The 26,511-nt window shown below is 72.2% G+C and carries 23 protein-coding genes; 12 read left to right on the top strand and 11 right to left on the bottom strand.

Annotated elements, in window-relative coordinates:
- Positions 1-67 precede the first annotated feature (67 nt).
- The gene (gene xylA, locus ACFUN8_RS28350; protein WP_383643404.1) at positions 68-1,237 is read right to left on the bottom strand and encodes a xylose isomerase; all 1,170 of its coding nucleotides are present in this window, start codon (positions 1,235-1,237) and stop codon (positions 68-70) included.
- A 249-nt stretch (positions 1,238-1,486) separates the two neighbouring features.
- On the opposite strand from xylA, the gene xylB reads away from it, so the two are divergent.
- Both xylB and ACFUN8_RS28360 read left to right on the top strand, forming a co-directional pair.
- Positions 1,487-2,962 (top strand): xylulokinase, encoded by a 1,476-nt coding sequence (xylB, locus tag ACFUN8_RS28355; RefSeq protein WP_383643407.1) that lies wholly within the window; start codon positions 1,487-1,489, stop codon positions 2,960-2,962.
- Positions 2,963-3,147: 185 nt separating this feature from the next.
- Positions 3,148-4,281: a hypothetical protein gene (locus ACFUN8_RS28360; RefSeq protein ID WP_383643410.1), complete on the top strand. Its 1,134-nt coding sequence runs from the start codon at positions 3,148-3,150 to the stop codon at positions 4,279-4,281.
- Positions 4,282-4,448: 167 nt separating this feature from the next.
- Here ACFUN8_RS28360 and ACFUN8_RS28365 read toward each other — a convergent pair whose 3' ends face one another.
- The 3 genes from ACFUN8_RS28365 to tdh form a co-directional block, all read right to left on the bottom strand.
- The gene (locus ACFUN8_RS28365; RefSeq protein ID WP_383643413.1) at positions 4,449-5,363 is read right to left on the bottom strand and encodes a LysR substrate-binding domain-containing protein; all 915 of its coding nucleotides are present in this window, start codon (positions 5,361-5,363) and stop codon (positions 4,449-4,451) included.
- A gap of 106 nt (positions 5,364-5,469) precedes the next feature.
- A complete protein-coding gene (locus ACFUN8_RS28370) occupies positions 5,470-6,657 on the bottom strand; it encodes a glycine C-acetyltransferase (RefSeq protein ID WP_383643416.1) in 1,188 nt (395 codons plus the stop codon).
- A gap of 62 nt (positions 6,658-6,719) precedes the next feature.
- Positions 6,720-7,751: an L-threonine 3-dehydrogenase gene (gene tdh, locus ACFUN8_RS28375; RefSeq protein ID WP_383643419.1), complete on the bottom strand. Its 1,032-nt coding sequence runs from the start codon at positions 7,749-7,751 to the stop codon at positions 6,720-6,722.
- Positions 7,752-8,099: 348 nt separating this feature from the next.
- On the opposite strand from tdh, the gene ACFUN8_RS28380 reads away from it, so the two are divergent.
- The 3 genes from ACFUN8_RS28380 to ACFUN8_RS28390 all read left to right on the top strand — a co-directional run bounded on the left by ACFUN8_RS28380 (position 8,100) and on the right by ACFUN8_RS28390 (position 11,438).
- On the top strand, positions 8,100-8,228 hold the full coding sequence (locus ACFUN8_RS28380) for a hypothetical protein (RefSeq protein ID WP_383643422.1): 129 nt from the start codon (positions 8,100-8,102) through the stop codon (positions 8,226-8,228).
- A 161-nt stretch (positions 8,229-8,389) separates the two neighbouring features.
- Positions 8,390-9,982 carry a CAP domain-containing protein gene (locus ACFUN8_RS28385; protein WP_383643425.1) on the top strand — a complete coding sequence of 531 codons (1,593 nt, stop codon included), beginning with the start codon at positions 8,390-8,392 and terminating at the stop codon, positions 9,980-9,982.
- 373 nt (positions 9,983-10,355) lie between these two features.
- The gene (locus ACFUN8_RS28390) at positions 10,356-11,438 is read left to right on the top strand and encodes a terpene synthase family protein (protein ID WP_383643429.1); all 1,083 of its coding nucleotides are present in this window, start codon (positions 10,356-10,358) and stop codon (positions 11,436-11,438) included.
- A gap of 58 nt (positions 11,439-11,496) precedes the next feature.
- Here ACFUN8_RS28390 and ACFUN8_RS28395 read toward each other — a convergent pair whose 3' ends face one another.
- The 5 genes from ACFUN8_RS28395 to ACFUN8_RS28415 are packed head-to-tail and all read right to left on the bottom strand — an operon-like array spanning position 11,497 to position 16,249.
- Positions 11,497-13,065 (bottom strand): cytochrome P450, encoded by a 1,569-nt coding sequence (locus tag ACFUN8_RS28395; RefSeq protein ID WP_383643432.1) that lies wholly within the window; start codon positions 13,063-13,065, stop codon positions 11,497-11,499.
- A 56-nt stretch (positions 13,066-13,121) separates the two neighbouring features.
- Positions 13,122-13,733, bottom strand: coding sequence for an ATP/GTP-binding protein (locus ACFUN8_RS28400; RefSeq protein ID WP_078074195.1), 612 nt, complete (start codon positions 13,731-13,733; stop codon positions 13,122-13,124).
- Positions 13,714-14,085, bottom strand: a complete 372-nt coding sequence (locus ACFUN8_RS28405; RefSeq protein ID WP_383643435.1) for a DUF742 domain-containing protein — start codon at positions 14,083-14,085, stop codon at positions 13,714-13,716. Before ACFUN8_RS28405 ends, ACFUN8_RS28400 begins: the two co-directional genes overlap by 20 nt.
- On the bottom strand, positions 14,082-14,489 hold the full coding sequence (locus ACFUN8_RS28410) for a roadblock/LC7 domain-containing protein (RefSeq protein ID WP_354605978.1): 408 nt from the start codon (positions 14,487-14,489) through the stop codon (positions 14,082-14,084). Before ACFUN8_RS28410 ends, ACFUN8_RS28405 begins: the two co-directional genes overlap by 4 nt.
- Positions 14,486-16,249 (bottom strand): sensor histidine kinase, encoded by a 1,764-nt coding sequence (locus ACFUN8_RS28415; protein ID WP_383643439.1) that lies wholly within the window; start codon positions 16,247-16,249, stop codon positions 14,486-14,488. The genes ACFUN8_RS28410 and ACFUN8_RS28415 overlap by 4 nt, the downstream gene beginning before the upstream one ends.
- Positions 16,250-16,560: 311 nt before the next feature.
- Between ACFUN8_RS28415 and ACFUN8_RS28420 the strand changes: the two genes are divergently transcribed.
- From ACFUN8_RS28420 to ACFUN8_RS28435, 4 genes are all read left to right on the top strand, one after another.
- Positions 16,561-17,247, top strand: a complete 687-nt coding sequence (locus tag ACFUN8_RS28420) for a formylglycine-generating enzyme family protein (protein ID WP_383643442.1) — start codon at positions 16,561-16,563, stop codon at positions 17,245-17,247.
- 96 nt (positions 17,248-17,343) lie between these two features.
- Entirely contained in the window at positions 17,344-18,267 is a 924-nt protein-coding gene (locus ACFUN8_RS28425; protein WP_383643445.1) for a hypothetical protein, read from the top strand.
- Between the two features lie 86 nt (positions 18,268-18,353).
- Positions 18,354-19,739 (top strand): D-alanyl-D-alanine carboxypeptidase family protein, encoded by a 1,386-nt coding sequence (locus tag ACFUN8_RS28430; protein ID WP_383643448.1) that lies wholly within the window; start codon positions 18,354-18,356, stop codon positions 19,737-19,739.
- Positions 19,740-19,843: 104 nt separating this feature from the next.
- The gene (locus ACFUN8_RS28435) at positions 19,844-20,044 is read left to right on the top strand and encodes a hypothetical protein (RefSeq protein WP_382565363.1); all 201 of its coding nucleotides are present in this window, start codon (positions 19,844-19,846) and stop codon (positions 20,042-20,044) included.
- Here the strand turns inward: ACFUN8_RS28435 and ACFUN8_RS28440 are convergent.
- Positions 20,029-22,698, bottom strand: a complete 2,670-nt coding sequence (locus ACFUN8_RS28440; protein WP_383643451.1) for an ATP-binding protein — start codon at positions 22,696-22,698, stop codon at positions 20,029-20,031. The genes ACFUN8_RS28435 and ACFUN8_RS28440 overlap by 16 nt on opposite strands.
- A 148-nt stretch (positions 22,699-22,846) precedes the next feature.
- On the opposite strand from ACFUN8_RS28440, the gene ACFUN8_RS28445 reads away from it, so the two are divergent.
- On the top strand, positions 22,847-23,854 hold the full coding sequence (locus ACFUN8_RS28445; RefSeq protein ID WP_383643454.1) for an abortive infection protein: 1,008 nt from the start codon (positions 22,847-22,849) through the stop codon (positions 23,852-23,854).
- Positions 23,855-23,863: 9 nt separating this feature from the next.
- On the opposite strand, the gene ACFUN8_RS28450 is transcribed toward ACFUN8_RS28445, so the two are convergent.
- On the bottom strand, positions 23,864-25,162 hold the full coding sequence (locus ACFUN8_RS28450; RefSeq protein ID WP_383643457.1) for a hypothetical protein: 1,299 nt from the start codon (positions 25,160-25,162) through the stop codon (positions 23,864-23,866).
- A 47-nt stretch (positions 25,163-25,209) separates the two neighbouring features.
- Between ACFUN8_RS28450 and ACFUN8_RS28455 the strand changes: the two genes are divergently transcribed.
- Complete coding sequence (locus ACFUN8_RS28455; protein WP_383643460.1) at positions 25,210-25,371, top strand: hypothetical protein; 162 nt, start codon at positions 25,210-25,212, stop codon at positions 25,369-25,371.
- Positions 25,372-26,246: 875 nt separating this feature from the next.
- Positions 26,247-26,474, top strand: coding sequence for a type A2 lantipeptide (locus tag ACFUN8_RS28460; protein WP_383643463.1), 228 nt, complete (start codon positions 26,247-26,249; stop codon positions 26,472-26,474).
- Positions 26,475-26,511: the final 37 nt, after the last annotated feature.

Here is a 26,511-nt window from a genome sequence, read left to right on the forward strand (position 1 = left end):
GGGCGGGCCGGCGGCCGGGCCGCCCCGCGTGCGCGGTCGTGTCAGGACACGGTCGTCCCGGTGCCGGTCAGCGGGCGCCCAGGAGGTGGTCCATGGCCAGCTGGTCCAGCTGCTCGAAGGCCATGCCGCGGCTGGCCGCGGCCGCCACGTCGAAGTCCTCGTACGCGGTGCGGTCCGCCAGCAGAGCGGTCACGCCGTCGGCGGCCGTCGGCTGCGCCAGCTCGTCCAGGCGCGAGGCGCGCAGCGCCTCCTGGACCTCCGGGTCGGCCCGGAACGAGGCGGCGCGCTCCTTGAGGATCAGGTAGTTGCGCATGCACCCGGCGGCGGACGCCCACACCCCGTCGAAGTCCTCGGTGCGCGGCGGCTTGAAGTCGAAGTGCCGCGAGCCGTCCCAGCCCGCCGTCTCCAACAGGTCCACCAGCCAGAACGCGGCGCGCAGGTCGCCGGCGCCGAAGCGCAGGTCCTGGTCGTACCGGGTGCCGTGCTGGCCGTTGAGGTCGATGTGGAAGAGCTTGCCCGCCCACAGGGCCTGCGCGATGGCGTGCGGGAAGTTGAGCCCGGCCATCTGCTCGTGGCCGACCTCGGGGTTGACGCCGTACAGCTCGGGGCGCTCCAGGCGCTCGATGAAGGCGAGCGCGTGGCCGACGGTCGGCAGCAGGATGTCGCCGCGCGGCTCGTTCGGCTTGGGCTCGATGGCGAACTTGATGTCGTACCCCTGGGACACGACGTACTCGCCCAGCAGGTCGAAGCCTTCCTTCATCCGGTCGAGCGCGAGGCGCACGTCCTTCGCACCGCCGGACTCCGCGCCCTCCCGGCCGCCCCAGGCGACGAACCGCTTGGCGCCCAGCTCGGCGGCGAGGTCGATGTTGCGCAGGGTCTTGCGCAGCGCGAAGCGGCGGACGTCGCGGTCGTTGGCCGTGAAGCCGCCGTCCTTGAAGACGGGGTGCGTGAAGAGGTTGGTGGTCACCATCGGCACGACGAGCCCGGTGGTGTCCAGCGCCTGCCGGAAGCGCTTGATGTGCGCCTCGCGCTCGGCGTCGGACGAACCGAAGGGGATCAGGTCGTCGTCGTGGAAGGTCACTCCGTACGCGCCCAGTTCGGCGAGGTGCTGTACGGACTCCGTGGGGTCGAGCGCCGGGCGCGTCGCGTCTCCGAACGGGTCCCTGCCTTGCCAGCCGACCGTCCACAGACCGAAGCTGAACTTGTCCGCGGGGGTGGGAGTGAAACGATCCGTCATTTCTCTGGCCGCCTTCGATACCTCAGGTCCAGCAGGTGCAGACCTTTTTGTTTCCTGACATGACTAATAATGCACGTCTGGGTGGGCACGGAAAAGACCCCGCGTTCGTCCAACCCTGTCCGAGGCGTCGAACGCCGCTTCGGACAGGGAAATGACACCTATCCCTGTCGGATGCTCGACAACATCACGTAATTTGTTGGCCTGCGGCCAAAATCCCGCCGCAAGCCCGGAAACGGAAGAGGTACGACCGTGCCCCACAGCCAGGTGGTCATCGGCGTCGACAGCTCCACCCAGTCGACCAAAGCGGCGTTCACCGACGCGGCGACCGGACGGCTGCTCGCCGTCGGGCGCGCGCCGCACCGGGTGACGGGCGAGGCCGGGGCGCGGGAGACCGACCCCGAGGTGTGGTGGCAGGCGCTGCGCGAGGCCGTCGCCATGGGGCTCAAGGAGTCCGGCGTACCGGCGTCCGCCGTCACGGGCATAGCGGTCGCCGGCCAGCAGCACGGCCTCGTGGTGCTCGACGCGGCCGGGCGGCCGCTGCGGCCCGCGCTGCTGTGGAACGACACCCGCTCCGCCCCGCAGGCCGCCGCGCTCACCGAGGCACTGGGCGGGCCCGACGCCTGGCTCGCCAGGACCGGGTCCGTGCCCGTCGCCTCGATGACCGCGGCGAAGTGGCAGTGGCTCCGGGAGAACGACCCCGCCTCCGCCGAAGCGGCCGTGGCCGTCCGGCTGCCGCACGACTTCCTCACCGAACGCCTCGCGGGTACGGCGGCCACGGACCCCGGCGACGCGTCGGGCACCTGCTGGTACTCCACGGAGAGCGGGGCGTACGACCCCGAACTGCTGTCGCTCGTCGGCCTCGACGAGTCGATGCTGCCGGCCGTCGCCCCGACCGGCGGCGCGCGGGTCGGCTCGCTCACCGCCTCCGCCGCCGAGGAACTGGGACTGCCCGCCGGTATCGCGGTCGCCGCCGGGACCGGCGACAACATGAGCGCGGCCGTCGGCCTCGGCCTCGGCGGCGCCGGGCTGCTGGACCATCCCGTGCTGAGCCTCGGCACGTCGGGCACGGTCTTCGCGGCCACGCGCACCCGGCCCGCCTCGGCCGCGCTGTCCGGGTTCGCGGCGGCCGACGGCACGTTCCTGCCGCTCGGCTGCACCCTGAACTGCACGCTCGCCGTCGACAAGGTCGCCGAACTGCTGCGCCTCGACCGCGACGACGTGGCGCCCGGCGGCGAGGCGGTGCTGCTGCCGTACCTCGACGGCGAACGCACCCCCGACCTGCCGACCGCCTCCGGCCTGCTGACGGGCCTGCGGCACGACACGACGCCGCAGCAGCTGCTGGGGGCCGCGTACGAGGGTGCCGCGTACACGGTCCTGCGCGCGCTCGACGAGGTCCTGCGTGCCTGCGGTCTCGACCCGGCCGACCCGGCGGCGGCGTCCCGGCCGCTGCGGCTGGTGGGCGGCGGCGCACAGGGCCGTACGTGGGTGGAGACCGTACGGCGCCTGTCCGGCCGCCCGGTGATCGTGCCGGAGAGCGGCGAACTGGTCGCCCTGGGCGCGGCGGCGCTGGCCGCGGCGGCCGCCACGGGCGAGGACCCGGTGGCGATCGCCGCGTCCTGGAAGACCGGGGACGGCCCCGAACTCCCGCCGGTGGCACGGGACATGGAGACCTGGGAGCGCGTCGGCTCGGTGCTGGACCGGGCGGCGCCGAGCCTGCTGTCGTAGGGGCGCGGGAAGCCGGGCGCCCGGGGATCCGGGGCCCGCGGGACGAGCGGGGCGCATGGGGCACCGGCGTGGGGAATCGCGCCGGTGCCTGGCCCGGATCGCCCTCTTGATGGCGGGTCGGGGACCGACCTACCCTGCGGGTTGCGCGGCGTCGCCGCGCGCCGGAGGAGGGACGAGACCCGCCCATGTCCGACGCACCGTACGACGACGCGCTCAATGACGCGCTCGATGACGCGCTGCCGGACGCGGACATACTCAAGGCCCTCACCCTGTACACGGCCAGGGGCGGCGGGGCGGCGATCGGCGGCGTCCGGCTCCGGGACGTCAAGCGACGGCAACTGCTGCGCTGCGAGGTCGTCCGCTTCACCGAACGGCGCCACGAGACACCCCGGACCGCCTTCGGTAGGGAGGATCTGTCGGCGCTGCCTCTTTACGAAGGCGCCATCACGGACCACCCGTTGCCGGCGCCCGAAGGACCCGGCAGGCTCACCCTGATCCGCGCGGGCTCCTACCGGCCGGTGCCCTGCCCGTGCGACAACGGCATGCAGCAGTGCGCCGGTTGCTCGGGCAGCGGCGGGCATCCGTGCACCTGCCGCAACGAACCGCCGCCGTGCGACGTGTGCCTGAACGTCGCACCCTGCTCGGAGTGCGAGAAGACGGGCAGGCGCCGGACGCGTACGACGAAGGCCCGCCCCGCCGCGACCGGTCCGGGCGCCACGGCACCCGGCGCTCAACGGGTCACCTGCGCGGTGTGCGGCACGCCGGAGGCCGCGTGCCCGCGCTGCTCGGGCCGGGGCCGGATCCGGTGCCCGCACTGCGAAGGCCGGGGACGCGAGACCTGCGCGCGCTGCTCGGGGCAGGGGGTCGGCACGCACGACGTGTGCGGCGGCAAGGGCAGCCTCACCCACTGGGTGGAGGGGACGGTCGAGTACGCGCACGAGACCGCGTCCCTGTCGCTGCCCAAGCCGGACTGGCCCGACAAGGTGCGTGACCGGCTGGCCGCCGTCGCCCGGTGGGAGCCGTGCGACGTCCGGGCGGACGACGCGGCGCCCGCCGGTGTGGACGGCGAGCACCGTGCCGCCGTAACGACCCACCTCGCTCGCGGGAGGGTGGAACTGTCCCGGCGGGTGACTCTGGAAACCTGCCCGCTGGCCCGTGTGGAGCTGATGGACAACCCGAACCGGGTCTTCCACGTCTTCCCCGGCACCCGCAGCCTCGAAGTCGTCTCGACCCTCTCGAACCGGCTGAAGCAGCGGCTGATCGCGGCCGGGGCGGTCATCATCATCGTGCTGGCGCTGATCCTGTGGCTGCTCGCGTAGGGGTGTCCGACTGCTGACACCGTCCGCCCTGAGGGCGGGGCACCTCCGGTGCTTGAAGCGCTACGGGGAGGGAGCGGGCGCCCCGGCGTCGCGCGCCGGGCGGGAGCTGTCAGCCACGGCCCAGGGCGTGTCCGCGAAACGTCGGACAGCTGCGGACCACCGGCCGGTCAGCCCGTCGTCAGGCCCGACGCCGACTCCGTGAGCGCGTCCAGGACCGGGCGGATCAGCGGGTGGCGGTCCGCGCCTCTGCGGACCGCGGCGAAGACCCGGCGCGTGGCGGGCGGGCCGGACACCGGGCGTACCACCGTGCCCTTCAGTTCCATCCCGCGCAGCGCCGAGCGCGGCACGAGCGCCACCCCGGCGCCGGCGCCCGCGAGGGCGACCACCGCGCGGAAGTCGTCCGACGAGTGCACCAGGCGTGGTTCGAAGCCCGCCAACTCGCAGGCGAGGCGCATCACTTCATGGCACGGGTTGCCCGGATACGGGCTGATCCAGTCGCTGTCCGACAGTCCCGCGAGCGGTACCTCGGTCTCGCGGCCGAGCGGATGCCCCTCGGGCAGGACCGCGTCGAACGGCTCGGCGTAGAGCGGTACGCGCGACAGGCGCGGGTCGTCCTCGGTGGGCGCGCCCCGGTATTCGACGGCCAGCGCCACGTCCGCCTGGCCGTCGAGCAGCAGCGGCAGGCTCTCGTCGCCCTCGGAGTCCCGCACCCGGACGCGGATACCCGGGTGCGACCCGGCGAGACTCGCGATCGCCGGGGCCAGCACCTCGGCGATCCCCGTGGCGAACGCGGCGACCGTGACCTCACCGGCCGCGCCTCCCGCGTACGCCGCCAGCTCCGCCTCGGCCCGCTCCAGCTGGGCGAGGACCTCGTGGGCGTGGGTGAGCAGGATCTCCCCGGCCGCCGTCAGCCGTACGCCCCTGCCGCTGCGCGTCAGCAGCGCGTGACCGGTCTCCTGCTCCAGCGCGGCGAGTTGCTGGGAGACGGCCGACGGGGTCAGGTACAGCGCCGCCGCCGCGGCGGTCACCGTACGGTGGTCCGCCACGGCGCGCAGGATGCGCAGCCGCCGGGGGTCGATCATTCGGCCATACTGCCAGGTCGGGACGGCGGTCGGGGCGGCGGTCGGGGCGGCGGTCGGGGCGGGCCGACCGCGCGGGCCGGGCCGGTCCCGCCCGGTCCGGCGGCCGTCAGGCTTTGAGCGCCTCGCGCGCGTCCACGAACGCCGCCACCGCCCGCCGTACGTCCTCGGTCGAGTGCGCCGCCGACAGCTGGACCCGGATCCGCGCCAGCCCCATCGGGACCACGGGGTACGAGAACCCGATCACGTACACCCCGCGCTCCAGCAGCAGCTCCGCCATCCGCCCGGCCTCGGCGGCGTCGCCGATCATGACGGGGGCGATGGCGTGGTCGCCGGGCAGGATCTCGAACCCGGCCGCCGTCATCTCCGTACGGAAGAGCGCCGTGTTCGCGTTCAGCCGCTCGCGCAGTCCGTCGGCGCTCTCCAGCAGGTCGAGGACCTTGATCGAGGCGGCGGCGATGACCGGGGCGAGGGAGTTGGAGAAGAGGTACGGGCGCGAGCGCTGGCGCAGCAGCGCGACGATCTCGGCGCGGGCGGCGACATAGCCGCCGGAGGCGCCGCCGAGTGCCTTGCCGAGCGTGCCGGTGATGATGTCGACGCGGTCCATCACGCCGTGCAGTTCGGGGGTGCCCCGGCCGCCGGGGCCGACGAAGCCGACGGCGTGGGAGTCGTCGACCATCACCATGGCGTCGTAGCGGTCGGCGAGGTCGCAGATCTCGGCGAGGGGCGCGACGTAGCCGTCCATGGAGAAGACGCCGTCCGTCACGATCAGCCGGCGGCGCGCGTCCTGGGACTCCTTGAGGCGCGCTTCCAGCTCGGCGAGGTCGCGGTTGGCGTAGCGCAGCCGGCGGGCCTTGGAGAGCCGGATGCCGTCGATGATGCTGGCGTGGTTGAGGGCGTCGGAGATGACCGCGTCCTCGGGGCCGAGGAGCGTTTCGAACACGCCGCCGTTGGCGTCGAAGCAGGAGGAGTAGAGGATCGTGTCCTCCTGGCCGAGGAACGAGGAGAGGCGCCGCTCCAGCTCCTTGTGGATCTCCTGGGTGCCGCAGATGAAGCGTACGGAGGCCATGCCGTAGCCCCACCGGTCGAGGGCGTCCTTGGCCGCCGCCACGACGTCGGGGTGGTCGGCGAGGCCGAGGTAGTTGTTGGCGCAGAAGTTGAGGACGTCACCGGAGGCGGCGGAGACGGAGACGGACGCGTTCTGCGGGGTGGAGATGACGCGCTCGGGCTTGAAGAGACCGGCGTCGCGGATCTCGTCGAGGGTGGCGCGGAGGTCGTCGCGGACGGACGCGTACATGCGGGGCTCCAGGGTGAGCGGGGGAGGTCTTACGGAGGGGGCGGGCGCCGGACCCGGAAGGATCAGGCCCAGTTGAGGATGATCTTGCCGCCGGTGGCCGTGGCCGCCTCGTCGAAGGCCGCGTCGAAGTCCTCGTAGCCGTAGCTGCCGGTGATGACGGGCGCGAGGTCGAGGCCGCCTTCGAGCAGCACCGTCATCGCGTACCACGTCTCGTACATCTCGCGGCCGTAGATGCCCTTCACCGTGATCATCGAGGTCACGATCTTCGCCCAGTCGACGGCGAACTCGCGCGCGGGCAGCCCCAGCATGGCGATCCGGCCGCCGTGCGTCATGTTGTCGACCATGTCGCGCATCGCCTCCGGGCGGCCGGACATCTCCAGGCCGATGTCGAAGCCTTCCTTGAGGCCGAGCCGGCGCTGTGCCTCGGCGATGCCGATGTCGGGGTCCGACACGTCGAGCGCGAGCGTCGCGCCGACCTTGCGGGCGATCTCCAGGCGCTCGGGGCTGACGTCCGTGATCACGACGTTGCGCGCGCCCGCGTGCCGGGCGACGGCCGCCGCCATGATGCCGATCGGGCCGGCGCCGGTGATCAGCACGTCCTCGCCGACCAGGGGGAAGCTGAGCGCGGTGTGCACGGCGTTGCCGAACGGGTCGAAGATCGCCGCGATGTCGAGGTCCACGGGCGCGCGGTGGACCCAGACGTTCGACGCGGGCAGCGCGACGTACTCGGCGAACGCGCCGTCACGGCCGACGCCGAGTCCGACCGTGCTGCGGCACAGATGCCTGCGCCCGGCCAGACAGTTACGGCAGCGGCCGCAGACCAGGTGGCCTTCGCCGCTCACGAGGTCGCCGACGGCGATGTCCTGGACGTCGCCGCCGACGGACACGACCTCGCCGACGAACTCGTGGCCCAGCACACGCGGCGTCTCCACCGCCTGCTGCGCCCAGCCGTCCCAGGCCCGGATGTGCAGGTCGGTGCCGCAGATGCCGGTGCGGAGCACCTTGATGAGTACGTCCGAGGGGCCGGCCTCCGGCTCGGGCACATCGGTGAGCCGGAGCCCCGGCTCGGCCGTCAGCTTCACAAGTGCCTTCATCGGGGCGGCTCCAGGTGGTGCGGGCGCGGACACTCGTACGGGCGCGAGTGCTTGTGCGCGTACTTGCGCGACTACTGACGCGACTACTGACGCGAGTGACTCTGATCGACGTCGGCACCAATCTGCCGCCGCCGCGACCGTGCGGTCCATCGAGGATTTCTTAAGCGGGTCGACAGCGCAGCTTCACGCCGTTCGCCCTGGTGGTCGCGCCGGAATCTCCGGTTTGGCGCTGACCAAGGCTCTGCTGGACCGAGGATTCCCGGTGGATGTCGTCGAGCGCCATGTGGGGGCCGAGGCGGAGGTCGATGTCACCGCGGCCCTCTCCGCCTTCCAGGATCGGCGTGCTGGGTGGTCTCCCAGAACCACCGACGGGACAAGGCTCGCAATCTGCCCACAGCGCTGCGCAACCTCACCTTCCGCCGGGCCGGGGAGCGACTCTTCAAGGCCAACCACGCTCCCCTGCACGCGCTGCCGTAGGCCCGGAGGCGGATCGGCGTACGCGCGCATGGATCCGGACGGGTGGCCTGATATGAATTCGACCACTTGTGCGGAGCCGAGTGCGGCATCGGGGAGGTGCGACTCCGCCGTTCCCCTTACGATCGGTGCCCACCGCGAGTCACGAGTGGGAGTGAGACAGCGTGAGCAGTCCGTTCAAGGCGTCAGTGGTCAAGGCGGCGCAGGCCGGGGACCGGTCGGCCATGGATCGACTCGGCCACGAGTCGCTGCCGCTGGTCCACCAGCTCGTCGGCCACGCCCTGCACGGTCACCCGGAAGTGCACGGGGTGGCGCGGGACACGGTGCGCCACGTCCTCGGCGGCCTCGACGGGCTGCGCCGCCCGGCCGACTTCCGCTCGTATCTGGTCACCATCGCGGCCGCCCGGATCCGTGAGCACGCGGACTACGTGTACGACCCGGCCCTCCCCCGCCCCGACTTCGACTTCGTCGATCTGATGATCAGCCGTCTCGGGCTGTCCGGTCAGCACCGGGAGGTCGCCGAGGCCACGCGCTGGGTCGACCGGGAGCACCACACGCTGGTGGCGCTGTGGTGGCTGGAGACCGCCGGTGAACTCACCCGGCCCGAGGTCGCCGCCGCCCTGGCCGCCGACTCGCGGCAGGTGGACGGGCGGATCGAGCGGATGTGGCACGAACTGGACACCGCCCGCGTGGTGGTGCGCGCGCTGTCGGCGGAGCCGCCGTGTGTCCTGCTGGAGCAGCTCGTCGGCGGCTGGGACGGCACCGCGTCCCCGCTCTGGCGTGAGCGAATAGCCGGGCACACGTACGACTGCACCGTCTGCTCCGGGTACGCGGCCGGCCTGGTGCCCGCCGACACCCTCGTGGCCGGCCTCGCGCTGGTACCGGTCGGCGCGCGCCAGGACCCGTCGCCGACCGCGTCCGTGTCCTCGCACGGCGAGGGCGGCGAGGGCGGCGAGGGCGGCGAGGGCGGAGCCGGGAGCCGTACGCGGGCCCGGGACACCGCGCGCCGCGACCGGCGGGCGAAACGGCGCCGCGCCGTCACCGTGACCGCCGCCGTCGCCGCGCTGCTCACCGCCGCGGGCGTCGCCCAGTACGTCACGGGCGGGCAGGACCAGGACGAGTCACGCGCGTCGTCCGCCGTCGAACCGGAAGCGCTGGAGCCCAAATCGGCCGCGAGCCGTACGGCGGAGTCCGCCGGCCCCTCCCCCTCCCGCGGCAGCGCGAGCCCGTCGCCCTCGCCGACCCGCTCGCCGTCCAAGAAGGCGGCCGAGCCGAGCAAGTCCGCAGCCGAGCCGCGCCCCTCCACCGCCGATCCGGCGCCGAAGCCCGACCCGAAGCCGACGACGAACGAACCCCAGCCGGGCGGAGGCGGCGGCGGCTTCGCCGAACAGGTCACGACACTCGTCAACTCCGAGCGGTCCAAGGCCGGTTGTGGACCGGTGAGCGCCAACGCGCAGCTCGCGACCGCCGCGCTGCGGCACTCCCAGGACATGGCGGCCAAGGACTACTTCGACCACAACAGTCCCGACGGCAAGGACCCCGGCGACCGCATCACGGCGGCGGGCTACCGGTGGACCACCTACGGCGAGAACATCGCCAGGGGCCAGCGGACACCTGCCGAGGTGATGGAAGGCTGGATGAACAGCCCCGGCCACCGGGCCAACATTCTGAACTGCGCCTTCAAGGAGATCGGCATGGGTATCCACGACGCGTCCGGCGGACCGTGGTGGACCCAGGCGTTCGGTGCGCGCGGCTGAGGGCTGAGGGCTGAGGGACCCCACGCACTTTGTCTCTTTCGGCCACCGGCCCGTGACGTATCGAGCACGATCAGGACTATTTCAATCGCGGATTGCACTCAACCGCGCGGATTCTTCCGGAACCGATCTCTCCGCTGCCGCACGGGAAAGCCCGCACCCGCCCTGACATGGGAACCCCCCGGCAGGGACTCCGCGTGTGATCCCGGCCACTCCGCATGCGGTCAATTCCGGCCAGGCATGGGCCGCTCGAACTGTTATTGACGAACCGTCATGGACAGATACGCTCCATTCGAACAGCGGCCGCCCCACACCGGCCCGCACCGGATTCCCACTGAACCAGCCCTGCGCCCACACATCCCCCAGGAGGCCGGTCATGACGTGCGTCGAGGAACAGGCGTTGGCCCGGCAGCTACCGGCCGTACCGTTCTACTGTCCGGTGGAACCCGCCGTACATCCCGGCGCTCACGTCCTCAACGACCTGACGGTCGACTGGATGCTGCGGCAGAATCTCGACACCGACGAGCACCAGCGCAAGCGCCTCACCCTCTGCGACTTCGGCGGGCTCGCCGCGTCGACGATGCCGTACGGGAAGCTCGAACCCCTCACCCTGATGGCCAAGTTGCACGCCGTGCTCTTCTCGCTCGACGACGGCGTCTGCGACGAGACCGACGCCACGGCTGATCTGATGGCCCAGGAGACCTCCCGCATCCTGCGCGCGGTCGAGGCCCCGGCCGCGTACTCCCGCGCCGACTCCCCGCACACCGCCGCGTTACGCACGCTGAGGACGGAGCTGGAGCAGTACGCGTCCCCGCGGCAACTGCGCCGCTGGACGGACGCCATGCGGGTGTACACCTCGGGCCTGGTGTGGGAGGCGTCCTGGCGTCGTAACGCCCAACTCCCTTCACTCAACGACTACATCACCCTGTGGATGCGTGCCATAGGGATGGCGCCGTCCACGGCGATGATCGAGATCGTCGGCGGATTCTCCGTCACGGACGAGGAGTTGGCGGACCCGCGCGTCCAGGCGCTCACCGAGATCGTCTGGACGCTGGTCAGTTGGGACAACGACCTCTACTCCCGGAACAAGGAACTGCTGCGGGCGGGCGACGACCTCAATCTGATCGACGTGCTCTGCCAGGAACTCGGCTGCGAGCCGCGTGCGGCGCTGACGCACGCTGTCGCCATGCGGGACCGGGTGATGGTGCTGCTCGGCCGGCTGAGCGAGCAGGTCCTCGCGGACGCGAGCAGTGAACTGCGCGGCTACATAGAGGGGTTGGGTCAGTTCGTCCGGGGCCATCTCGACTGGGCGTCGGTCTGTCCCCGCTACTCGGTGCCGTCGGGACCGGCGGCGCAGCCCGGCGGCTGGTGGAAGCCGTACCCCTCCGACGCGGGCCGGGAGCCGCTGCCGATCCCCACGATCTCGTGGTGGTGGGAGCAGTTGGACACCAGATCCTGAAGGACGCCACCTCCTGACCGTCCGACCGCTCCCACCACGCCCTCTCCCTCGCCGGCCGTCAGTAGCCGCGCCACCACCGCACGACCGCCTGCCAGGCCCGCGCCGGAGCACCGGGCCCGCGCTGCGCGGGGATCAGCCCGGCCGGCGTCGGAGGCGGCGGGGACCCGGCGGGCGCCACCGGCACCGGCGGCGGCACGTGCGGCGGTACGGCGGCCGGACCGGACGAGCCCTGCGCCGGCACCGGGCGGGGCGACTCCACCTGCCACTCGTTGCGCGGCGCGTGCTGCGGCGTCGCCGACGGCGGCCCGGCGACATCCTGCGGCGGACGCGCGGCGAAGGTCACCGGCAGCTCCTGGAGGTGCCGCGACATGAGCGACGCCGACCAGCTCAAGTCCTCCTCCGAAACGGCCAGTTGGAGGTCGGGCAGCCGCAGCAGCAGCGCGTCGATGCCGGTGTCGGCGATGGCACGCCCGATGTCCTGTCCGGGGCACTCGTGCGGGCCGCCGCTGAAGGCGAGATGGGCGCGGTTGCCCTGCATGGAGGCGTTGACGTCGGGCCGCACCACCGGGTCGACGTTGGCGGCGGCGATGCCGACGACCAGCGCGTCGCCCGCCTTGATCCGCTGCCCGCCCAACTCCGTGTCGCCGACGGCCCATCGGCCGAAGATGGTCGTGAACGGCGGCTCGTCCCAGAGGGTCTGCTCGACCGCCTCGGGGAGTGTCATATGACCGCCGCTGAGCTGGGCGCGGAAGCGCGGGTCGGTGAGGACCATGCGGAGCACGTTGGCGATGAGGTTGGCGGTGGTCTCGTACGCGGCGATGAGCACCAGCCGCAGATGCTGGGCGACCTCGGCGTCCGTGAGCCCGGCCGGGTGCTGGACGAGCCAGCTCGCGAAGTCCTCGTCGGGCGCCGCCCGGCGACGGGCCACCAGCCGGTCCAGGACCCCCATCACGTACGCGTTGCTCTCGACGGCGGTCTCGGTGCCCTTGATCATGTCGCGGGCGGACTGGACCAGTTGCTCGTTGTACTCCTCGGGCATACCGAGGATCTGCGCCATCACCATCATCGGCAGGTGCTCGGCGAAGCGGCTGACGAGATCGGCCTTGCCGTCCTGGCAGAAGTCGTTGACGAGCCGGTTGCTGTAGCGGTTGATGAAGCGCCGTACGCCCCGGTGGTCGATCCGGCCGATCGAGTCGGTGACGGCGCCGCGCAGCCGCTCGTGGTCGGCGCCGTCCGCGAAGACGCAGATGGGCTGCCAGGTGAAGACGGGCGCGAGGGGGTGGTCGGGCGGCACGCTGCCGTCGTTGACCGCGCGCCAGCGGCGGGAGTCCCGCGAGAACTGGGAGGGGGTACGGGTCATGTGCAGGTTCTCGCTGTGGCCGAGGACCAGCCAGGCGGGTACGTCGCCGTGCAGCAGGACCGGCGCCACCGAGCCGTGCTCGGCGCGCAGCTTCTCGTACAGGCCCATGGGGTCGTTCTCGGCCTCGGGGCCGTAGAGCCGTCGCAGCCCGGAGGGCGCCGGGCGGTCGCCGCCGAAGGCGTCGGTGACCAGGCCGTGGGCCGGGCAGCCCGGCGGCGGGGCGGTGTGGTCGTCCGTTCCCGGCCGGTGCGAATAGGGCGTTGTCACGGTCACTCCAGGGATGGGAGCCAGGGATGGGAGGAGGCGGGGCGTGAGGCCGTGGATCAGGCCGGCAGCGCCAGCGAGTGCAGATAGCGCATGAGGGTCAGCAGGACGTCGCGGCTCGACGCCCGCAGCCGCGCGTCGCAGTCGACCATCGGCACCTCGTCGGGCAGGTCGAGCGCGGTGCGCAGCGCCTCGACGGGATGGCTCGGCGCGTCGGGGAAGGTGTTGACGGCGACGACGAACGGCACGCCGCGCTCCTCCAGCCGCCCGATCACGTCGAAGCTGACCTCGAGACGGCGGGTGTCGACGAGAACGACGGCGCCGAGGGCTCCCTCGAAGAGGCCGTTCCAGAGGAACCAGAAGCGTTCCTGGCCGGGGGTGCCGAAGAGATAGAGCACCAGTTGCTCGCTGATGCTGATCCGGCCGAAGTCCATGGCGACGGTAGTGGCGGTCTTGCTCTCCACCCCGGAGTTGTCGTCCACGCCAACGCCGGCCTGGGTCATGGTCTCTTCGGTGGTGAGCGGGCGGATCTCGCTCACCGACCCGACCATGGTGGTCTTGCCGACCCCGAATCCGCCCACGATCACGACCTTCACCGCGGATGTCGCCGTGGTGGGAAGTACGTCCTCGCTCCGGGGGCCTGTGATCGTGTCAGAGCTTCTGGAGTCCATGCATCACCGCTTCGAGAAGGGACCTGTCGGGGAGTGTGGCGCGGGCGACGGGCGCGCGTGACTCGACCAGATCCGTTGTGAGGAGGTCGGTCAGCAGCGCCGTCACCACGCTGAACGGCAGACTGAGATACGCCGACAGCTCGGCCACGGACAGCGGCGCCCCGCACAGCCGCAGGATGGCGGCCTGTTCGGGCGGCACCGTCGGTGAGGGGGCCTCGCGTGCCACGATCATGGTGACGAGGTCGAGCGAGGCGCGCTCGGCGCCGTCCGGGCCACCCGTGATCACGTACAGCCGTTCCGGGTCCCCCACGTCCGCCCCGGGCAGCCTGCGTTCTCGTCGGGGAGGAGTCATCCGGTGTGCCCGTCATGTCGCGGCGGACTCGTCAGATGGGCGCCGATCCGGACGACCATGTCCCGCATCCGGGCGCCGACGAGTCCGGCGTCGACCGTCTCGTCGGCGAGTACGGCGAGGTAAGCGCCCTTGCCCGCTTCCATCAAGTAGAAGAATCCGCCGCTCACTTCGATGACGACGAGGCGCATCCGGCCGTCGCTCATGGGGATCTCGGCGGCGACGGCCGCGGCAAGGCTCTGCAGTCCCGCGCAGGCGGCGGCGAGACGGTCGGCGACGTCGGGGTCACCGCCGTGGCGGGCGATCCGCAGACCGTCGGCGGAGAGCACGACGATCTGCTGAACCTGCGGAACCCCGTCCGCGAGCTCCTTGAGCATCCAGTCCAAGTTGGCACGCTGCTGGATCACTTCAGGTCCCCTTTGCCCCACACGTCGTCTGATTCACCGCGGTCGCCGGGCCGGTCCGGCGGCGCGTCCCCTGTGCCTGTGGCTGTGCCTGTGCCTGTGCCTGTGGCACCCGTGGCACCTGTCGCACCGGTCGAGGGCTCCTGCGGATGCGGGTCACCGTTGACCGCCTTGGTGAAGGCTTCGAGCCAGATGCCGGGGCCGGGCTCCCCAGGGGCTTCCCCGGTGCCGTTCGACGTCCCGTTCGACGTCCCGTTCGACGTCCCGTTCGGCGTCCCGTTGGCGGTGCCGTTCGCGGTGCGGCGCGGCGCCGGTGTCCGCACGATGTTGTGCGAGCCCAGCGGCGCCCTGCCACGGCTGCGGCGCTGCGGGAGACCGTTCGCCGTCCACTCGGTGACGACGGGTACGTCGTCCTCCATGGCGGCCCTGACGGGCGCGGGCCGGACCGGGCCGGTGACCGGGCGGGGAGCGGGAACGACGGCCGGGGCGGGCGCGGGTGCGGACCCGGGGTTCGGGGCCGGGGCCGGCGCGTCCGGGACGCGCCGCTTGCGCATCTCGGGCAGCTCCGTGCCACCGGTCCCCATCGCGGTCGCGCCGATGCCGTGGGCGATGCCGGGCGCGGGCCCGGTGGTGACCACGTCGCGCGGTACGACGAGGACGGCGCGGACACCGCCGTACGCGGACTGCCGCAGCGAGACCTGGAGGTTGTACATCTGGCAGAGGCGGCCGACGACCGCCATGCCGAGCCGCGGTGTCTCGCCGAGGTCGTTGAGGTCGATACCGGCCTGCGCCTGCGCGAGCATCCGCTCGGCCCGTGTCCGCGCCTCCTCGCTGAGGCTGACGCCGCCGTCCTCGATCTCGATGGCGATGCCGGTCTGCACCTCGACGGCGGTCACATGGACGCGCGTCTGCGGGGGCGAGTAACGGGTGGCGTTGTCGAGGAGTTCGGCGCACGCGTGGATCAGCGGTTCGACCGCCGTGCCGACGATGGCCACCTTGGCGATCGAGTGCAGATCGACCCGCTGGTACTCCAGGATCCGGGACATGGCACCACGCAGCACGCTGAACAGCGGTACGGGCCGGGGCCATTGACGTCCGGGCCGGGCCTTGCCGAGTACGGCGACGCTGTCGGCGAGCCGTCCGATGAGGGCGGTGCCGTGGTCGATGCGCAGCAGGTCGTCGAAGACCTCGGGGTTACGGCCGTGGTGCTCCTCCATCTCCCGCAGCTCGCTGGCCTGTTGGTGCACGAGGGACTGGACGCGGCGGGCGATGTTGACGAAGGAGCGCTGCGCGGACTCGCGCATGGCCTCCTCGTCGTCGACGATGTCGAGGATCGCGCGGAGCAACGCGCGCTGCGAGTCGGGGAGTTCGCGGTAGCGCTCGTCGCCGTCGACGATGACGCGCATGACCTCCTGGGGCGAGTTCCCCCGGCGGAGCTGGTGGATCGCGAGTGGCATCAGTTCCTTGCCCAGGCGCACGCTCTGACTGTCGTGCTCGGCGATGCGCCGCTCCAGGAAGGCGACATGGTGCCCGTACCGCGTATGCAGAGCGCGCGCCGCCTCTCCCCTCCGAGCGATCTCCCTCGCACCCCAGCTGACGAGAACGGTGACGAAGGCGCCGTACAACGCGACCGGTATCCGGGCGGCGTCGGCGACGAAGACCACGACGAAGGCCGTCGCCGTCGCCATCAGGGCCGCGGAGAGCAGAAGCGCGCGAACGGTGGGTGACGCTTGATCATTCATGGGTGCTTCAACACGAACCATGTAAGCCCTCTGGCGGTCGATTCAGGGGTCGGGTATTCGAAACTATTGCGGCACATGGGAACAAGCGCCTGATTCCGTATCAACTCGGCGCGCTCCGCGAGAGCTTAGTGCGAGCACAACACCGCATCGGCATATTCATAAACCTCGTGCGCGGGCGCACTCGACAGGCATAGACTCGCGCTTTTTGCACGGAGAGCTTCGAGAGCCCCACACATAGTGACGACATCAGTTCGAACGACGAGGCCGTGTGCCCCTGTCGGCCGCGGAGGGACGAACCAGGCGGGTCCGGGAGCCGGTTGTACGATCACGCCATGAAGGCCGTCGCCGAGCCCATGATCGAGATCCTCTCCGGAAGCATCGTCCTTCGGGACGAGGGCACGAAGACGGACTGGACCGTCGAGGTCGGGGCATTCCGGCTGGCGCCGTGTCCCGTCACCCGCGAGCTGTACCGCGCCGTGCTGGGCGAGGCGCCCGGGAGTCCGGCGGGACCGGGGACGCCGGTGACCGAGGTCTCGTGGCTGGACGCGGTCCGGTTCTGCGACCTGCTCTCGGAGGCGAGCGGGCTGGCCCCTTGCTACGGGGGCACGGGCGCGGGCGTGCCGGGGGATGCCGACGGGCAGGGTGTGGTCTGGGACCGGGAGGCCGACGGGTACCGGCTGCCCTCCGAGGCGGAGTGGGAGTACGCGTGCCGGGCCGGCACGCCCGGTGTCCGTTACGGGGAGCTGGACGAGATCGCCTGGCACCGCGGGAACTCCGGCGACCGGGTGCACGGCGTGGCGACCCGGGCCCCGAACGCGTGGGGGCTGCACGACATGATCGGCAATGTGTGGGAGTGGTGCTGGGACGTGTACGACCCGGAGGTGTACGGGCCGTACCGGGTCTTCAGGGGCGGCGGCGCGTACGACGTGCCCCGGGGGTGCCGGGCGTCGTGCCGGCGCAAGAGCCACCCGACCTTCCGCGTCGACGACCTCGGGTTCCGGCTCGCCCGGTCGGGGTGACGGCGCCGCGGTGACTCGGTGCCGGTGACGAAGGGGGCGGCTTCGCGGACCGTTTCGTTCAAGACCGTCGGTGGCCCGACCGCGCAGACTCGTCCCATGGACCTCACCCACACCCCGAACCTCAGCGGCGCCTGTGCCTTCATGTCCACACACGCGCGGCTCCTGGACCGGCGCCGCTTCGAGCTGCTGCGCGGCACCGGCACTCCGGCCGCCGTCGTCACCGCGCTGGACGCCTACCGGAACGGGGACGGCGGCTACGGCTGGGCCCTGGAGCCCGACCTGCGGTCCGCGCTGAGCCAGCCGGTCGGCGCGCTGCTCGCCTTCGAGGTGTTCGAGGAGTGCGGGCCCGCCGTCTTCGCGCGGGCGACCCAGTTGTGCGACTGGCTGGAGTCGGTCAGCCGCCCCGACGGCGGTCTGCCGTTGGCCCTGCCCATGACCGGCCCTGACGCGGCCGGCTCGGCCCCGTTCTGGGCGGCGGCCGACCCGGACGTCTCCTCGCTCCATATGACGTCGGAGCTAGCGGGCGCCGCGCACCGCGTGGGCCGCAACGACCCGGCGGTACGTGACCATCCCTGGCTCGCGCGGGCCACCGCCTTCTGCCAGGACCGCATCGGCGCCCTCGTCCGGCCGCCGCACGTCATCGAGTTCCGGTTCGTCATGGACTTCCTCGACACCGTCCACGACACCCATCCGTGGGCCCCGGCCGAGCTGAACCGGCTGGCCGCGTTCCTGCCGAAGGACGGCGGCCCGCTGCCGGTCGACGGCGGCGCCGAGGGCGAGGCGCTGCGGCTGCTCGACTTCTCGCCCCTGCCCGGCCGCCCGCTGCGGGCGCTCCTCGACGGGGCGGCGGTCGCCGCCGAACTCGACCGGCTCGCCGCCGACCAGCGCGAGGACGGGGGCTGGACGGTCGACTGGACGCCGTACTCCGCCGCGGCGGCCGTCGAGTGGCGCGGGTACGCCACGGTCCGCGCCCTCACCATCCTGCGCGCGCACGGCGTCCCGCTCGCTCAGGACCGATGAGTACGGGACGCGGCGGCCGGACGGGGATACCTCCGGTCGGCTCACGCAGTCGTGCGGGCCACGCGGTCCGTTCCTACGGTGGCTGAATGATCATCAGATCGATCCTGCGCCCCGCGTTCACCGGCACGGTGGCCCTGACCACCGGGCTGGCCGGCCTGCTGACCCTCCTCCCGGCGTCGGTCTCCACCCCGACGGCCACCGCCGCCACGACCACCTCCACCCTCGCAGCGGGCTCACGCGCCGACCCCGGCCGCGAGGTCTCGCGGCCGGCGGACCCCTCGCTGCTGTACCGGCCCGGCACCCACGTACGCGCGGCGGCCGGCGCGCCCGCCCCGCCCAAGGACGTCTCCGCCCTCTCCTGGGTGGTCGCCGACGCGCGCACGGGCGCGGTGCTCGCGGCCCGCGACGCGCACCGCGCGCTGCCGCCGGCCAGCACGCTCAAGACGCTGTTCGCCGTCACCGTGCTCCCCCGTATCCCCTCCGACGCCCGGCACAGCGTCACCGAGGCGGACCTGGCGGGGATCGGCGACGGCAGCAGCCTGGTGGGCGTCGCCCCCGGCCAGACGTACGACGTGGCCGATCTGTGGCGCGGTGTCTTCCTCAGCTCGGGCAACGACGCGGTGCGGGTCCTCGCCGGGATGAACGGCGGCTGGGACTCGACGATCACTCAGATGCAGGCCAAGGCAAGGGAGTTGGGTGCGAAAGACACCCACGTGGTCTCCCCCGACGGCTACGACGAACCGGGACAGGTGTCGTCGGCGTACGACCTCGCGGTGTTCGGCCGCGCCGGACTCGCACTGCCGGCCTTCGCGGAGCACTGCGCGACCGTCGAGGCGCAGTTCCCGGGCCGTGACGGTTCGACGTTCGGCATCCAGAACACGAACAAGCTGCTGACGGGCGCCGGTGGGGTCGAGCGCTACCGGGGGCTGATCGGTGTCAAGAACGGCTACACCACGAACGCGGGGAACACGCTCGTCGCGGCGGCCCGGCGCGGGGACCGGACGCTGCTGGCGACGGTGATGAATCCGCAGTCCGGTGCCTCGCAGGCGGTGTACGAGGAGGCGCGGACCCTGCTGGACTGGGGCTTCGCGGCCGCGCCCGCCGTCACTCCCGTGGGGTCGCTGGAGCCGCCCCGGCCGCCGACCCCGCCGCGTCGGGCGGCCGAGGAGGAGAAGCAGGGACCGGTCGCGCGGGCCGGGCGGGCGACGGGGCCGGGCACGGACTCCGTACGGCCCGCGGCGGGGGCGCGCGCGACGGCGGCGGAGGCCGGGGCGGGGGCGGGGGCGGGGCACCTCGCGGCTGTGACGCGGTCCGGACCGGCCGACGAGCCGTCCGCCCCCTTCGGGTACATCGTGCCGATCGCGTTCATCGGCGCCGCGTGTCTCGCCGCGCTGGCGCTGTTCCTCGTACGGCGCGGCGCGCGGCGACGCCGGGAACCGGCGGACCCGCGCGGGATGCGGCCACTGCCGTGAGCACGCGGCACGGAGCACGGAGCGCCGACCACGAGGCACATGCGGACGGGGCTGCGCTCGCCGATGCGGATGCGGTCGGCGGCGACAGCACGCACAGTGGACGCATGACGCATCATGTGGTGGCCGTGGTCCAGCCCCCGTGCGGCGGTGGCCGACGGGTCTGGGTGGACGGCCACGACGCCGGTCGCGCGCGCCGGGCCGCCGACGTGGCTGAGCTGCTGCGCCGGGCCGGTATCGATCCCGCGCGGATGACCGACGCCGACACGGTCGAGTGGCGCGGCGGCGGTCCTCAGTCCTGGCGGTGACCCGCGCCGTCCCCGACCGCCCGCATGTCGTCGAGCGCAGTCCGCGCCCGGTCCGCCAGTCCGTCCGCGCCGCACGACTCGGCCAGCACCCGCCCCCGGCCGAGGTCCGGCGCCGACCGTGCGGCGATGCCGTACTCGACGCGCGCGACCGCCAGCTCGTACCGGCACGGTGACGCTTCGAGGTGGGTGACGGCCTCGGCGAGCAGTTCGACCGCGGCCGGCCTCTCGGCCAGGGACGCCGAGCAGCAGAGCGCGACCCCGATCGCGGTGTGCGTGCCGAAGCGTTCGGCGCGGTCCCGGGCGTACGCGGCGAGTTCGGCCGCGCGCCCGGGGTTCACGTCGGCGAGTGCCCGCGCGAGATCGATCGCCCAGGTGGCCACCACCCCGTTGTGCCGGCCTCGCGCCGTCAACGCCCGCCCCGTCGCTTCGAGTTCGGCGATCGCCTCCTCCGTACGGCCGAGGGCGAGCAGCAGCCGGCCCCGGACGGACCGTGCGTCGGGAATGGCGAGGGAGGAGGCGTACGGCGGTCCGAAGGCGTAGCGCTCGGCGGCTTCGCGCGCCTCTTCGACATGGCCGCGGGCGAGCAGCGTGTCGACGAGCATGCAGATGCCGTTCCAGTGCATCGGCAGCCGGTCGCCGACCCGGTCGGCGAGGCGCAGGCTCTCACGCAGATATGTCTCGGCGTCGGCGAGACGGCCGCGTCTGCGGTGGGCGTAGCCGACGAGCGTATGGGCGAAGGCGAGATGGCCGCCGCTCCAGCCGGAGATCTCGAAGGCGCGCATGCCTTCGTCGAACAGGTTCTCGGCGCGGTCGAGTTGGTCGGCGAAGGCGAAGGAGAGCGCGAGCAGGGCGGGTGGTTCGAAGCCCCAGGACGTGCTGGTCCAGCCGGTGCCGGGGGCGAGCGTGCCGTCGACCAGGGCACTTTCGGCGATCTGGACGATCTCCTCGGCGTTCTCGCCGCGTGCCGTGGCGTCGAAGGCGCGCAGCATGAGCAGGACGCGTTCGGTGTTGTCGCGTCCGGTGAGTCCGGCGGCGGTCTCGGCGAGGCGGCGGGCGCGCTCCCTGCCGTCGTCCTCGGTGTCCTGGACGCCTTCCCACAGGAAGTGCGCGGCCTTGAGGCGCATATGGGCGGGTCCGGACGGGGTACGGGCCGCTTCGGCGGCGACGACCCGGGCGGCTTCCCGTGTCTGGTCGTTGTGGGTGAGGGCCTGGGAGAGCCGGAAGACGGCGTCGACGCGCACGTGCTCGTCGAGGAGTTGGGTGTCGATCGCGTCGCGCAGGTGGCCGACGGTGGTGGCCGGTGACGAGAGAAGGGTGGCGCAGCCCAGTTCGTACAGGACTTCGGCGCGTATCCGGGGCAACGGCGGTTCGGTCAGGGCGCGTTCGAGGCAGCGGCGGGCGGCGTCGGGGGCGCCGACGGCGAGGTGTTCGGCGGCGGCGTCGCGCAGTTGCTGGACCAGTTCGGCGTCGCTGTCGGGGTGGACTTCGAGGAGGTGCCGGGCGGCGAGGGCGGCGCCCCGGCCGCTGCGGGTGACGAGCCAGGCGGCCCGGCCGTGGAAGGCGGTCCGGGTGGCGGAGGGGATGGCGCGGTAGACGGCGGTGGCGATGAGGGGGTGGACGAATTCCAGCGGGTCGGTGCCGACGAGGATGCGGGCCGTCCGGAGCCGTTCGGCGCAGTCGGCGGCCTCCGCGGGCCCCATTCCGGCGAGGGACACGACGAGTTCGAGTGAGATGTCGGTGCCGAGTATCGCGGCGGCCCAGGCGAAGCGGGTCGTGGTGGTGCCCAGCTCCTCCAGCCTGGCGATGAGGCCGGTGCCGCGGGTCATGGCGCCGAGCGCGCTGAGGGCGCCGGCGGATTTGCCGACGGGGTTCAGCGCCTCGTCCCGCGCTTTGGCGAGGAGTTCGACGGTTTCGTAGGCGTTGCCGCCGGTGACTTCCCACACCTCACGGCAGAACGGGTCGTCCGCGTGCTCGCCGAGGGTCGCGCGGGCGAGCTTCGCGGTGGCCTCGGAGGTGAGTGCCTTCAGGGAGACGAGCAGTCTGGCGCTCTCGCCGAGGGCCCGCAGGAGGTGGGCGCATTCGCCGATCGCGTCCTCGCCGCGGTACGCGACGACGACGAGGATCGGCGGGCCGCCCGTACGCCGGGCGAAGGACGCCAGCCAGGCGAGGGACTCGAGGTCGGACCAGTGCGCGTCGTCGACGATCACGACGAGCGGGGGCAGTGTGTCGGCGAGTCTGCGGAACAGGGTTTCCAGGCCGTCCCTGACGCCCTGCGGGTCGGCGGGCCGCTCGCCGGGCGGCGCGACTCCGAGGGCGGGGCCGACGATGTCGTACCCGTCGCCGAGCAGGTCCCGTACGTCGCCGGATCCGTGCGCCGTGAGGGCGGGCTGCAGCAGTTGCCGTACGACGTGGAACGGCACGGAGGTCACGGTCTCGCCGCCGCGCGCCGACCACACCGTGCAGCGGCCGGCCGCCATGCGCCGGACCTCGGAGAGCAGAGCGGTCTTGCCGAGTCCGGCGGCGCCCCGGTAGACGAGGAGTCCGCCGGTCGGTGTGGCTCCGAAGAGCCCGTCGACGGCGTGCGCGGCCGCGGCGATCTCGGGCTCGCGTTCGAGGAGTGGGAGGTCGACCGGGCCCGAAGGCGGGGGCACCATCAGCCTCCTTGGGTGAACGGGCGTGCAGGTCAGGTCACGACCCTAGCCCGCCCGCCCCGCGTGGGGGCAGGGATCGGCGCGGATCCGGACGATTTCGGCCGGTGCTGATCGATCACGTGTACGCGTCCGGTGTCTCTATGGTCACACCATGCGAGAAGAACTCACCGGACGCGCGACGCCGTTGGTCTGGAAGGGCGTCAACTACAACACGGGGACGGACTATTCGGGCCGCGGCTCGGCTCCGCCACCCTGGCCGGACGAGGTGGTACGGCGTCATATGGCGCTCATCCGGGGCGAGTTGAACGCGAACTCAGTCACCTTGTTCGGGACGGACGTCGACCGGCTGACGGCGTACGCGGGCTTCGCCGCCGAGGCGGGTCTGCATGTCTGGTTGCAGCCGCGGCTCATCGAGGGCGACGCGGAGGCGACGCTGACACATCTGGCGGCGACGGCCGAGGCGGCGGAGGAGCTGCGGCGGCGGCACGGGGCCGTCGACCTCAACGTGGGCTGCGAGCTGACGATCTTCGGCTCGGGGCTCATCCCCGGCGACACGTTCGGCGAGCGCTCGGCCAAGCTCGCGGATCCGCGGTGGTGGCCGCGGATACCGGAGTTCAGCGAGAGACTGAACGTGACCCTCGCCCGCGCGGTGGAGGTGGCCCGCGCGCGGTTCGGCGGCCGGCTGACGTACGGCGGCGCGCTGTGGGAGCGGGTGGACTGGTCGGGTTTCGACTTCGTCGGTCAGAACTACTACCGGATGGCGTACAACACCGAGCAGTACACGGAGGGCCTGCGCGCCCATCTGGACCAGGGAAAGCCGCTTCTGATCACCGAGTTCGGCTGCTGCACCTTCGAGGGCGCGGCGGCGGCCGGCCCGTCGGGTTTCGACATCATCGACTGGTCGGCGGATCCTCCGGTCCTCGACGGCCCCTATGTCCGCGCGGAACAGGAGCAGGCCGACTACCTGACGGACCTGCTCGACCTGTACGAGGCGCACGGCGTGCACGGCGCGTACGTCTACGAGTTCGCCGCGTCGAAGCCGCACTCCCCGGACCCGGCGCGCGACTTGGACATGGGGAGCTTCGGTCTGCTGAAGGCGGTCGACGGCAGCTGGGAGCGGAAGGAGTCGTTCCGGGCGCTGGCGCGACGGTTCTCCTGAGGCCTGTCGCTAGGACCGGTTCCCGCCGCCGCCCCGGAGGGAGGACAGGACCAGGCGGCCGTAGCGGGTGGTGAGTGCCGCGGCCGTCGCGGCGATCGACAGGGCGAGGGCGACGAGGAGATGGGAGACCGATTCGTCGCCGAGGACCTGGAGGACACCGAGCGCGGTGCCGAGCGGCAGGCCGAGGATGGTGAGGACCCCCAGGGCGCCGCTGATCTGCTGGCTCTCCAGGGTCTGCACCAGCCGGCTGTAGTCGGCGGCCTCCGCGAGGATCTCGGCGAACCGGTCGGGTAGTCGGTGCTGGTGCTGGAAAGCGAGCAGCAGTCCGTTGGCGGGACCGTGGGCGGTGAGGTGCTGGCGCCAGTAGGTGCTGCGGAAGCGGGCGATGTTCTTCTCCAGCGCGGTCACCCGGCGGGTGAGGCGTGCGGAGTCGAAGACCTCGGAGAGTTCTTCGGTCAGTTCGTCGATGTGGTCGCGCTGGAGTGATCCGAGCAGCAGGGCGTCGAGGTAGACGGTGCGGGCGTGCAGCGCGCCGAAGTCGTAGAAGTCACCGTCACCGGTGTCGGCCCGGTGGCCGAGGAACGCGGCTCCGTGCCGTAGCACGAGAGCGCTCCAGTCGGCGGATATCCGCACGGTGGAGGCGTCGTGGTGCGGGGCGCTCTCGGGGGCGAGCGGGAGGTCGCCCGGGTTCGACCGGGAGGCCAGCTGCCAGAGCCAGCGGTCGGCCGTCGGCGGCAGCAGCGCTTCGGGGTCCGGGCGCAGCGCCGGTGTGTGGTGGGCCTCGGGGGTCATGAAGGCGACGGTGTACGGGCGGGCGATGGCGAAGGTGCCTGCCCGGTCGCGTACGTCGGCGATCCCGTCGAGCAGCGCCGCGGGATCGAGGGGTCCGGTGAGGGGTTCGGGTCCGGCGGTGGGGCGGTGGCCGATGGCTCGCAGGACGGGGAGCAGTGGCCCGTCGAGGTCGAAGTGCAGTACGGCGAGGGCGTGTTGGGCGTTGCGGGCGGTGGCGGTGCGGAGGATCTCCATGCCGAGGAGACGCAGGCCCTCGTGGGTGGCGGTGAGGGGGCGGTGCCAGCGGCAGGGGCGGTCCGGGGTCCCGTAGAGGACGCGTGCGGAGGCGGGGGCGAAGTACCCGGACCGGGTGGCGGTGTCGGTGCGGCGGCTGCCGAGTTCGAACGGATACGGGCCTTCGGCCCAGCCGGAGCCGGCGTCGGGTGTGCGGTGCAGCCGGACCGGCAGGACGACGGTGAGGGTCTGGCGTGCGCCGGTGACGGTTTCGAGGGCGGGGTCGGGGCCGGGGCCGGTCATCGCCGCAGGCTACCGCGTGGCGGTCGGGGCGACGGCGGGGACGGCTGGTGGCTCGTGAACGCCGCGTGGAGATCCGGGTCGGCGGGGAGGTCGGCGTTCTCGTGACCGCCGTGGTGCGTGGTGTATTCGGCGGGGTCGCCGAATACACCGCCGACCCGGAGCGCGACATGGTGCGGCTGTTCCGCCGTCATACCGGCGAACCTCGGTGAGAGCAGTTCGCCCGTGCCCGGCGATTTCGCAGAAGCGGTGGGAGAAACGCTCGAATGCGTCGCCGCCCCCGGCCCGGTCGTAAAGGCCCGCGGTTGTGGCGTACCGGCGCCGATACGGGCGACTTCGGTCGGCGTGCGGTGGCGCATCCCTGCGATGGCATCGACGTACGGCCGGATCTCGGTGAGGAAGACGCGGAATTCCTCGCTGGATCGGCAAGTCCATCAGAGGTCTCCGTGGGTCGGATCGGACAGAAGCGGCGATCCCGCGCACCGAGCGACAAATGGTGCCGACGGCGGTGAACCGGTCGGTGACCGGCCGGAAGGCGGCCATTTCCCCCGCGTCCGGCGCAACGCCGTTATGCGCTTATGTTGCCTTCTCCTGGAAGCCGCGCCGTTTCCCCGGAAATACCGTGACCAGGGAATCCGTGCAGGCCACACCGGACTTCCGGTGCCTGTCTCCCGGTTGTCTCCTTCGACGAATCTGCACACCGAATACGCAGGCGGACACTGCCCGCCGCCAGGTCCGTACCTACTGCAGCCCACACGTACGGCCTTGTTACGGGAATGTCCATTTCGAGGTGACCGTTCGCGTGAAGAAGCTGCCACCAAGCGATGGACATTCACGCACTTCGGGAGGGACCAACGCCACTGCCCGGCCCGATCGTTCGGCATCGAGTTGGCTACTCGGCAGGCCCGCGTGCTTTGATCCATCGCACTGCGGAAGTCACCCCCGGTGCCATTCGTCGGATATCCGAATCCTGATACCCGGAAATCCGAAGGAAGCGCCACGACGACCGCTGCGGCGGCCGGTGCGCCAGTACGGCGAAACCGGTCGCGGCCATTGTGAAATAGCCATGCGAAGGGAATCTCACATCATGAACCACTCCCCCCAGGTTGAGACCCAGGAAATCTCCGACAGCGACCTCGACAACGTGTCGGGCGGTCTCGTCGGGGGCCTCGTCGGCACCGTCACGGGCACCGTTGACTCCATCGTCCCCGTCTCCAGCACGGTCGGCGGCGTCGTCGGCACCGTCGAGGGTGCCACCGGCATCAGCACGTCGGGTGTGACCGGTCTCGCCACCGGCCTGGTCGCCGGCCTCTGAGTTGAGACCCAGCTCTGCCGCGTCGGCCGTGTGCCCC

Source organism: Streptomyces sp. NPDC057307 (genome assembly GCF_042667665.1).
In the GTDB taxonomy this organism is placed as follows: Bacteria; Actinomycetota; Actinomycetes; order Streptomycetales; family Streptomycetaceae; genus Streptomyces.

Coding starts and splice junctions, on each gene's coding strand:
- ACFUN8_RS28370 (WP_383643416.1), bottom strand. CDS start 6,657: ATGTACGCGTCCGTCCGCGACGACCTCCGCGCCACCCTCGACGAGATC.
- tdh (WP_383643419.1), bottom strand. CDS start 7,751: ATGAAGGCACTTGTGAAGCTGACGGCCGAGCCGGGGCTCCGGCTCACC.
- ACFUN8_RS28445 (WP_383643454.1), top strand. CDS start 22,847: ATGCGAGAAGAACTCACCGGACGCGCGACGCCGTTGGTCTGGAAGGGC.
- ACFUN8_RS28430 (WP_383643448.1), top strand. CDS start 18,354: ATGATCATCAGATCGATCCTGCGCCCCGCGTTCACCGGCACGGTGGCC.
- ACFUN8_RS28400 (WP_078074195.1), bottom strand. CDS start 13,733: ATGGACTCCAGAAGCTCTGACACGATCACAGGCCCCCGGAGCGAGGAC.
- ACFUN8_RS28435 (WP_382565363.1), top strand. CDS start 19,844: ATGACGCATCATGTGGTGGCCGTGGTCCAGCCCCCGTGCGGCGGTGGC.
- ACFUN8_RS28405 (WP_383643435.1), bottom strand. CDS start 14,085: ATGACTCCTCCCCGACGAGAACGCAGGCTGCCCGGGGCGGACGTGGGG.
- ACFUN8_RS28425 (WP_383643445.1), top strand. CDS start 17,344: ATGGACCTCACCCACACCCCGAACCTCAGCGGCGCCTGTGCCTTCATG.
- ACFUN8_RS28360 (WP_383643410.1), top strand. CDS start 3,148: ATGTCCGACGCACCGTACGACGACGCGCTCAATGACGCGCTCGATGAC.
- ACFUN8_RS28420 (WP_383643442.1), top strand. CDS start 16,561: ATGAAGGCCGTCGCCGAGCCCATGATCGAGATCCTCTCCGGAAGCATC.
- ACFUN8_RS28390 (WP_383643429.1), top strand. CDS start 10,356: ATGACGTGCGTCGAGGAACAGGCGTTGGCCCGGCAGCTACCGGCCGTA.
- ACFUN8_RS28440 (WP_383643451.1), bottom strand. CDS start 22,698: ATGGTGCCCCCGCCTTCGGGCCCGGTCGACCTCCCACTCCTCGAACGC.
- xylA (WP_383643404.1), bottom strand. CDS start 1,237: ATGACGGATCGTTTCACTCCCACCCCCGCGGACAAGTTCAGCTTCGGT.
- ACFUN8_RS28365 (WP_383643413.1), bottom strand. CDS start 5,363: ATGATCGACCCCCGGCGGCTGCGCATCCTGCGCGCCGTGGCGGACCAC.
- ACFUN8_RS28460 (WP_383643463.1), top strand. CDS start 26,247: ATGAACCACTCCCCCCAGGTTGAGACCCAGGAAATCTCCGACAGCGAC.
- ACFUN8_RS28450 (WP_383643457.1), bottom strand. CDS start 25,162: ATGACCGGCCCCGGCCCCGACCCCGCCCTCGAAACCGTCACCGGCGCA.
- ACFUN8_RS28415 (WP_383643439.1), bottom strand. CDS start 16,249: ATGGTTCGTGTTGAAGCACCCATGAATGATCAAGCGTCACCCACCGTT.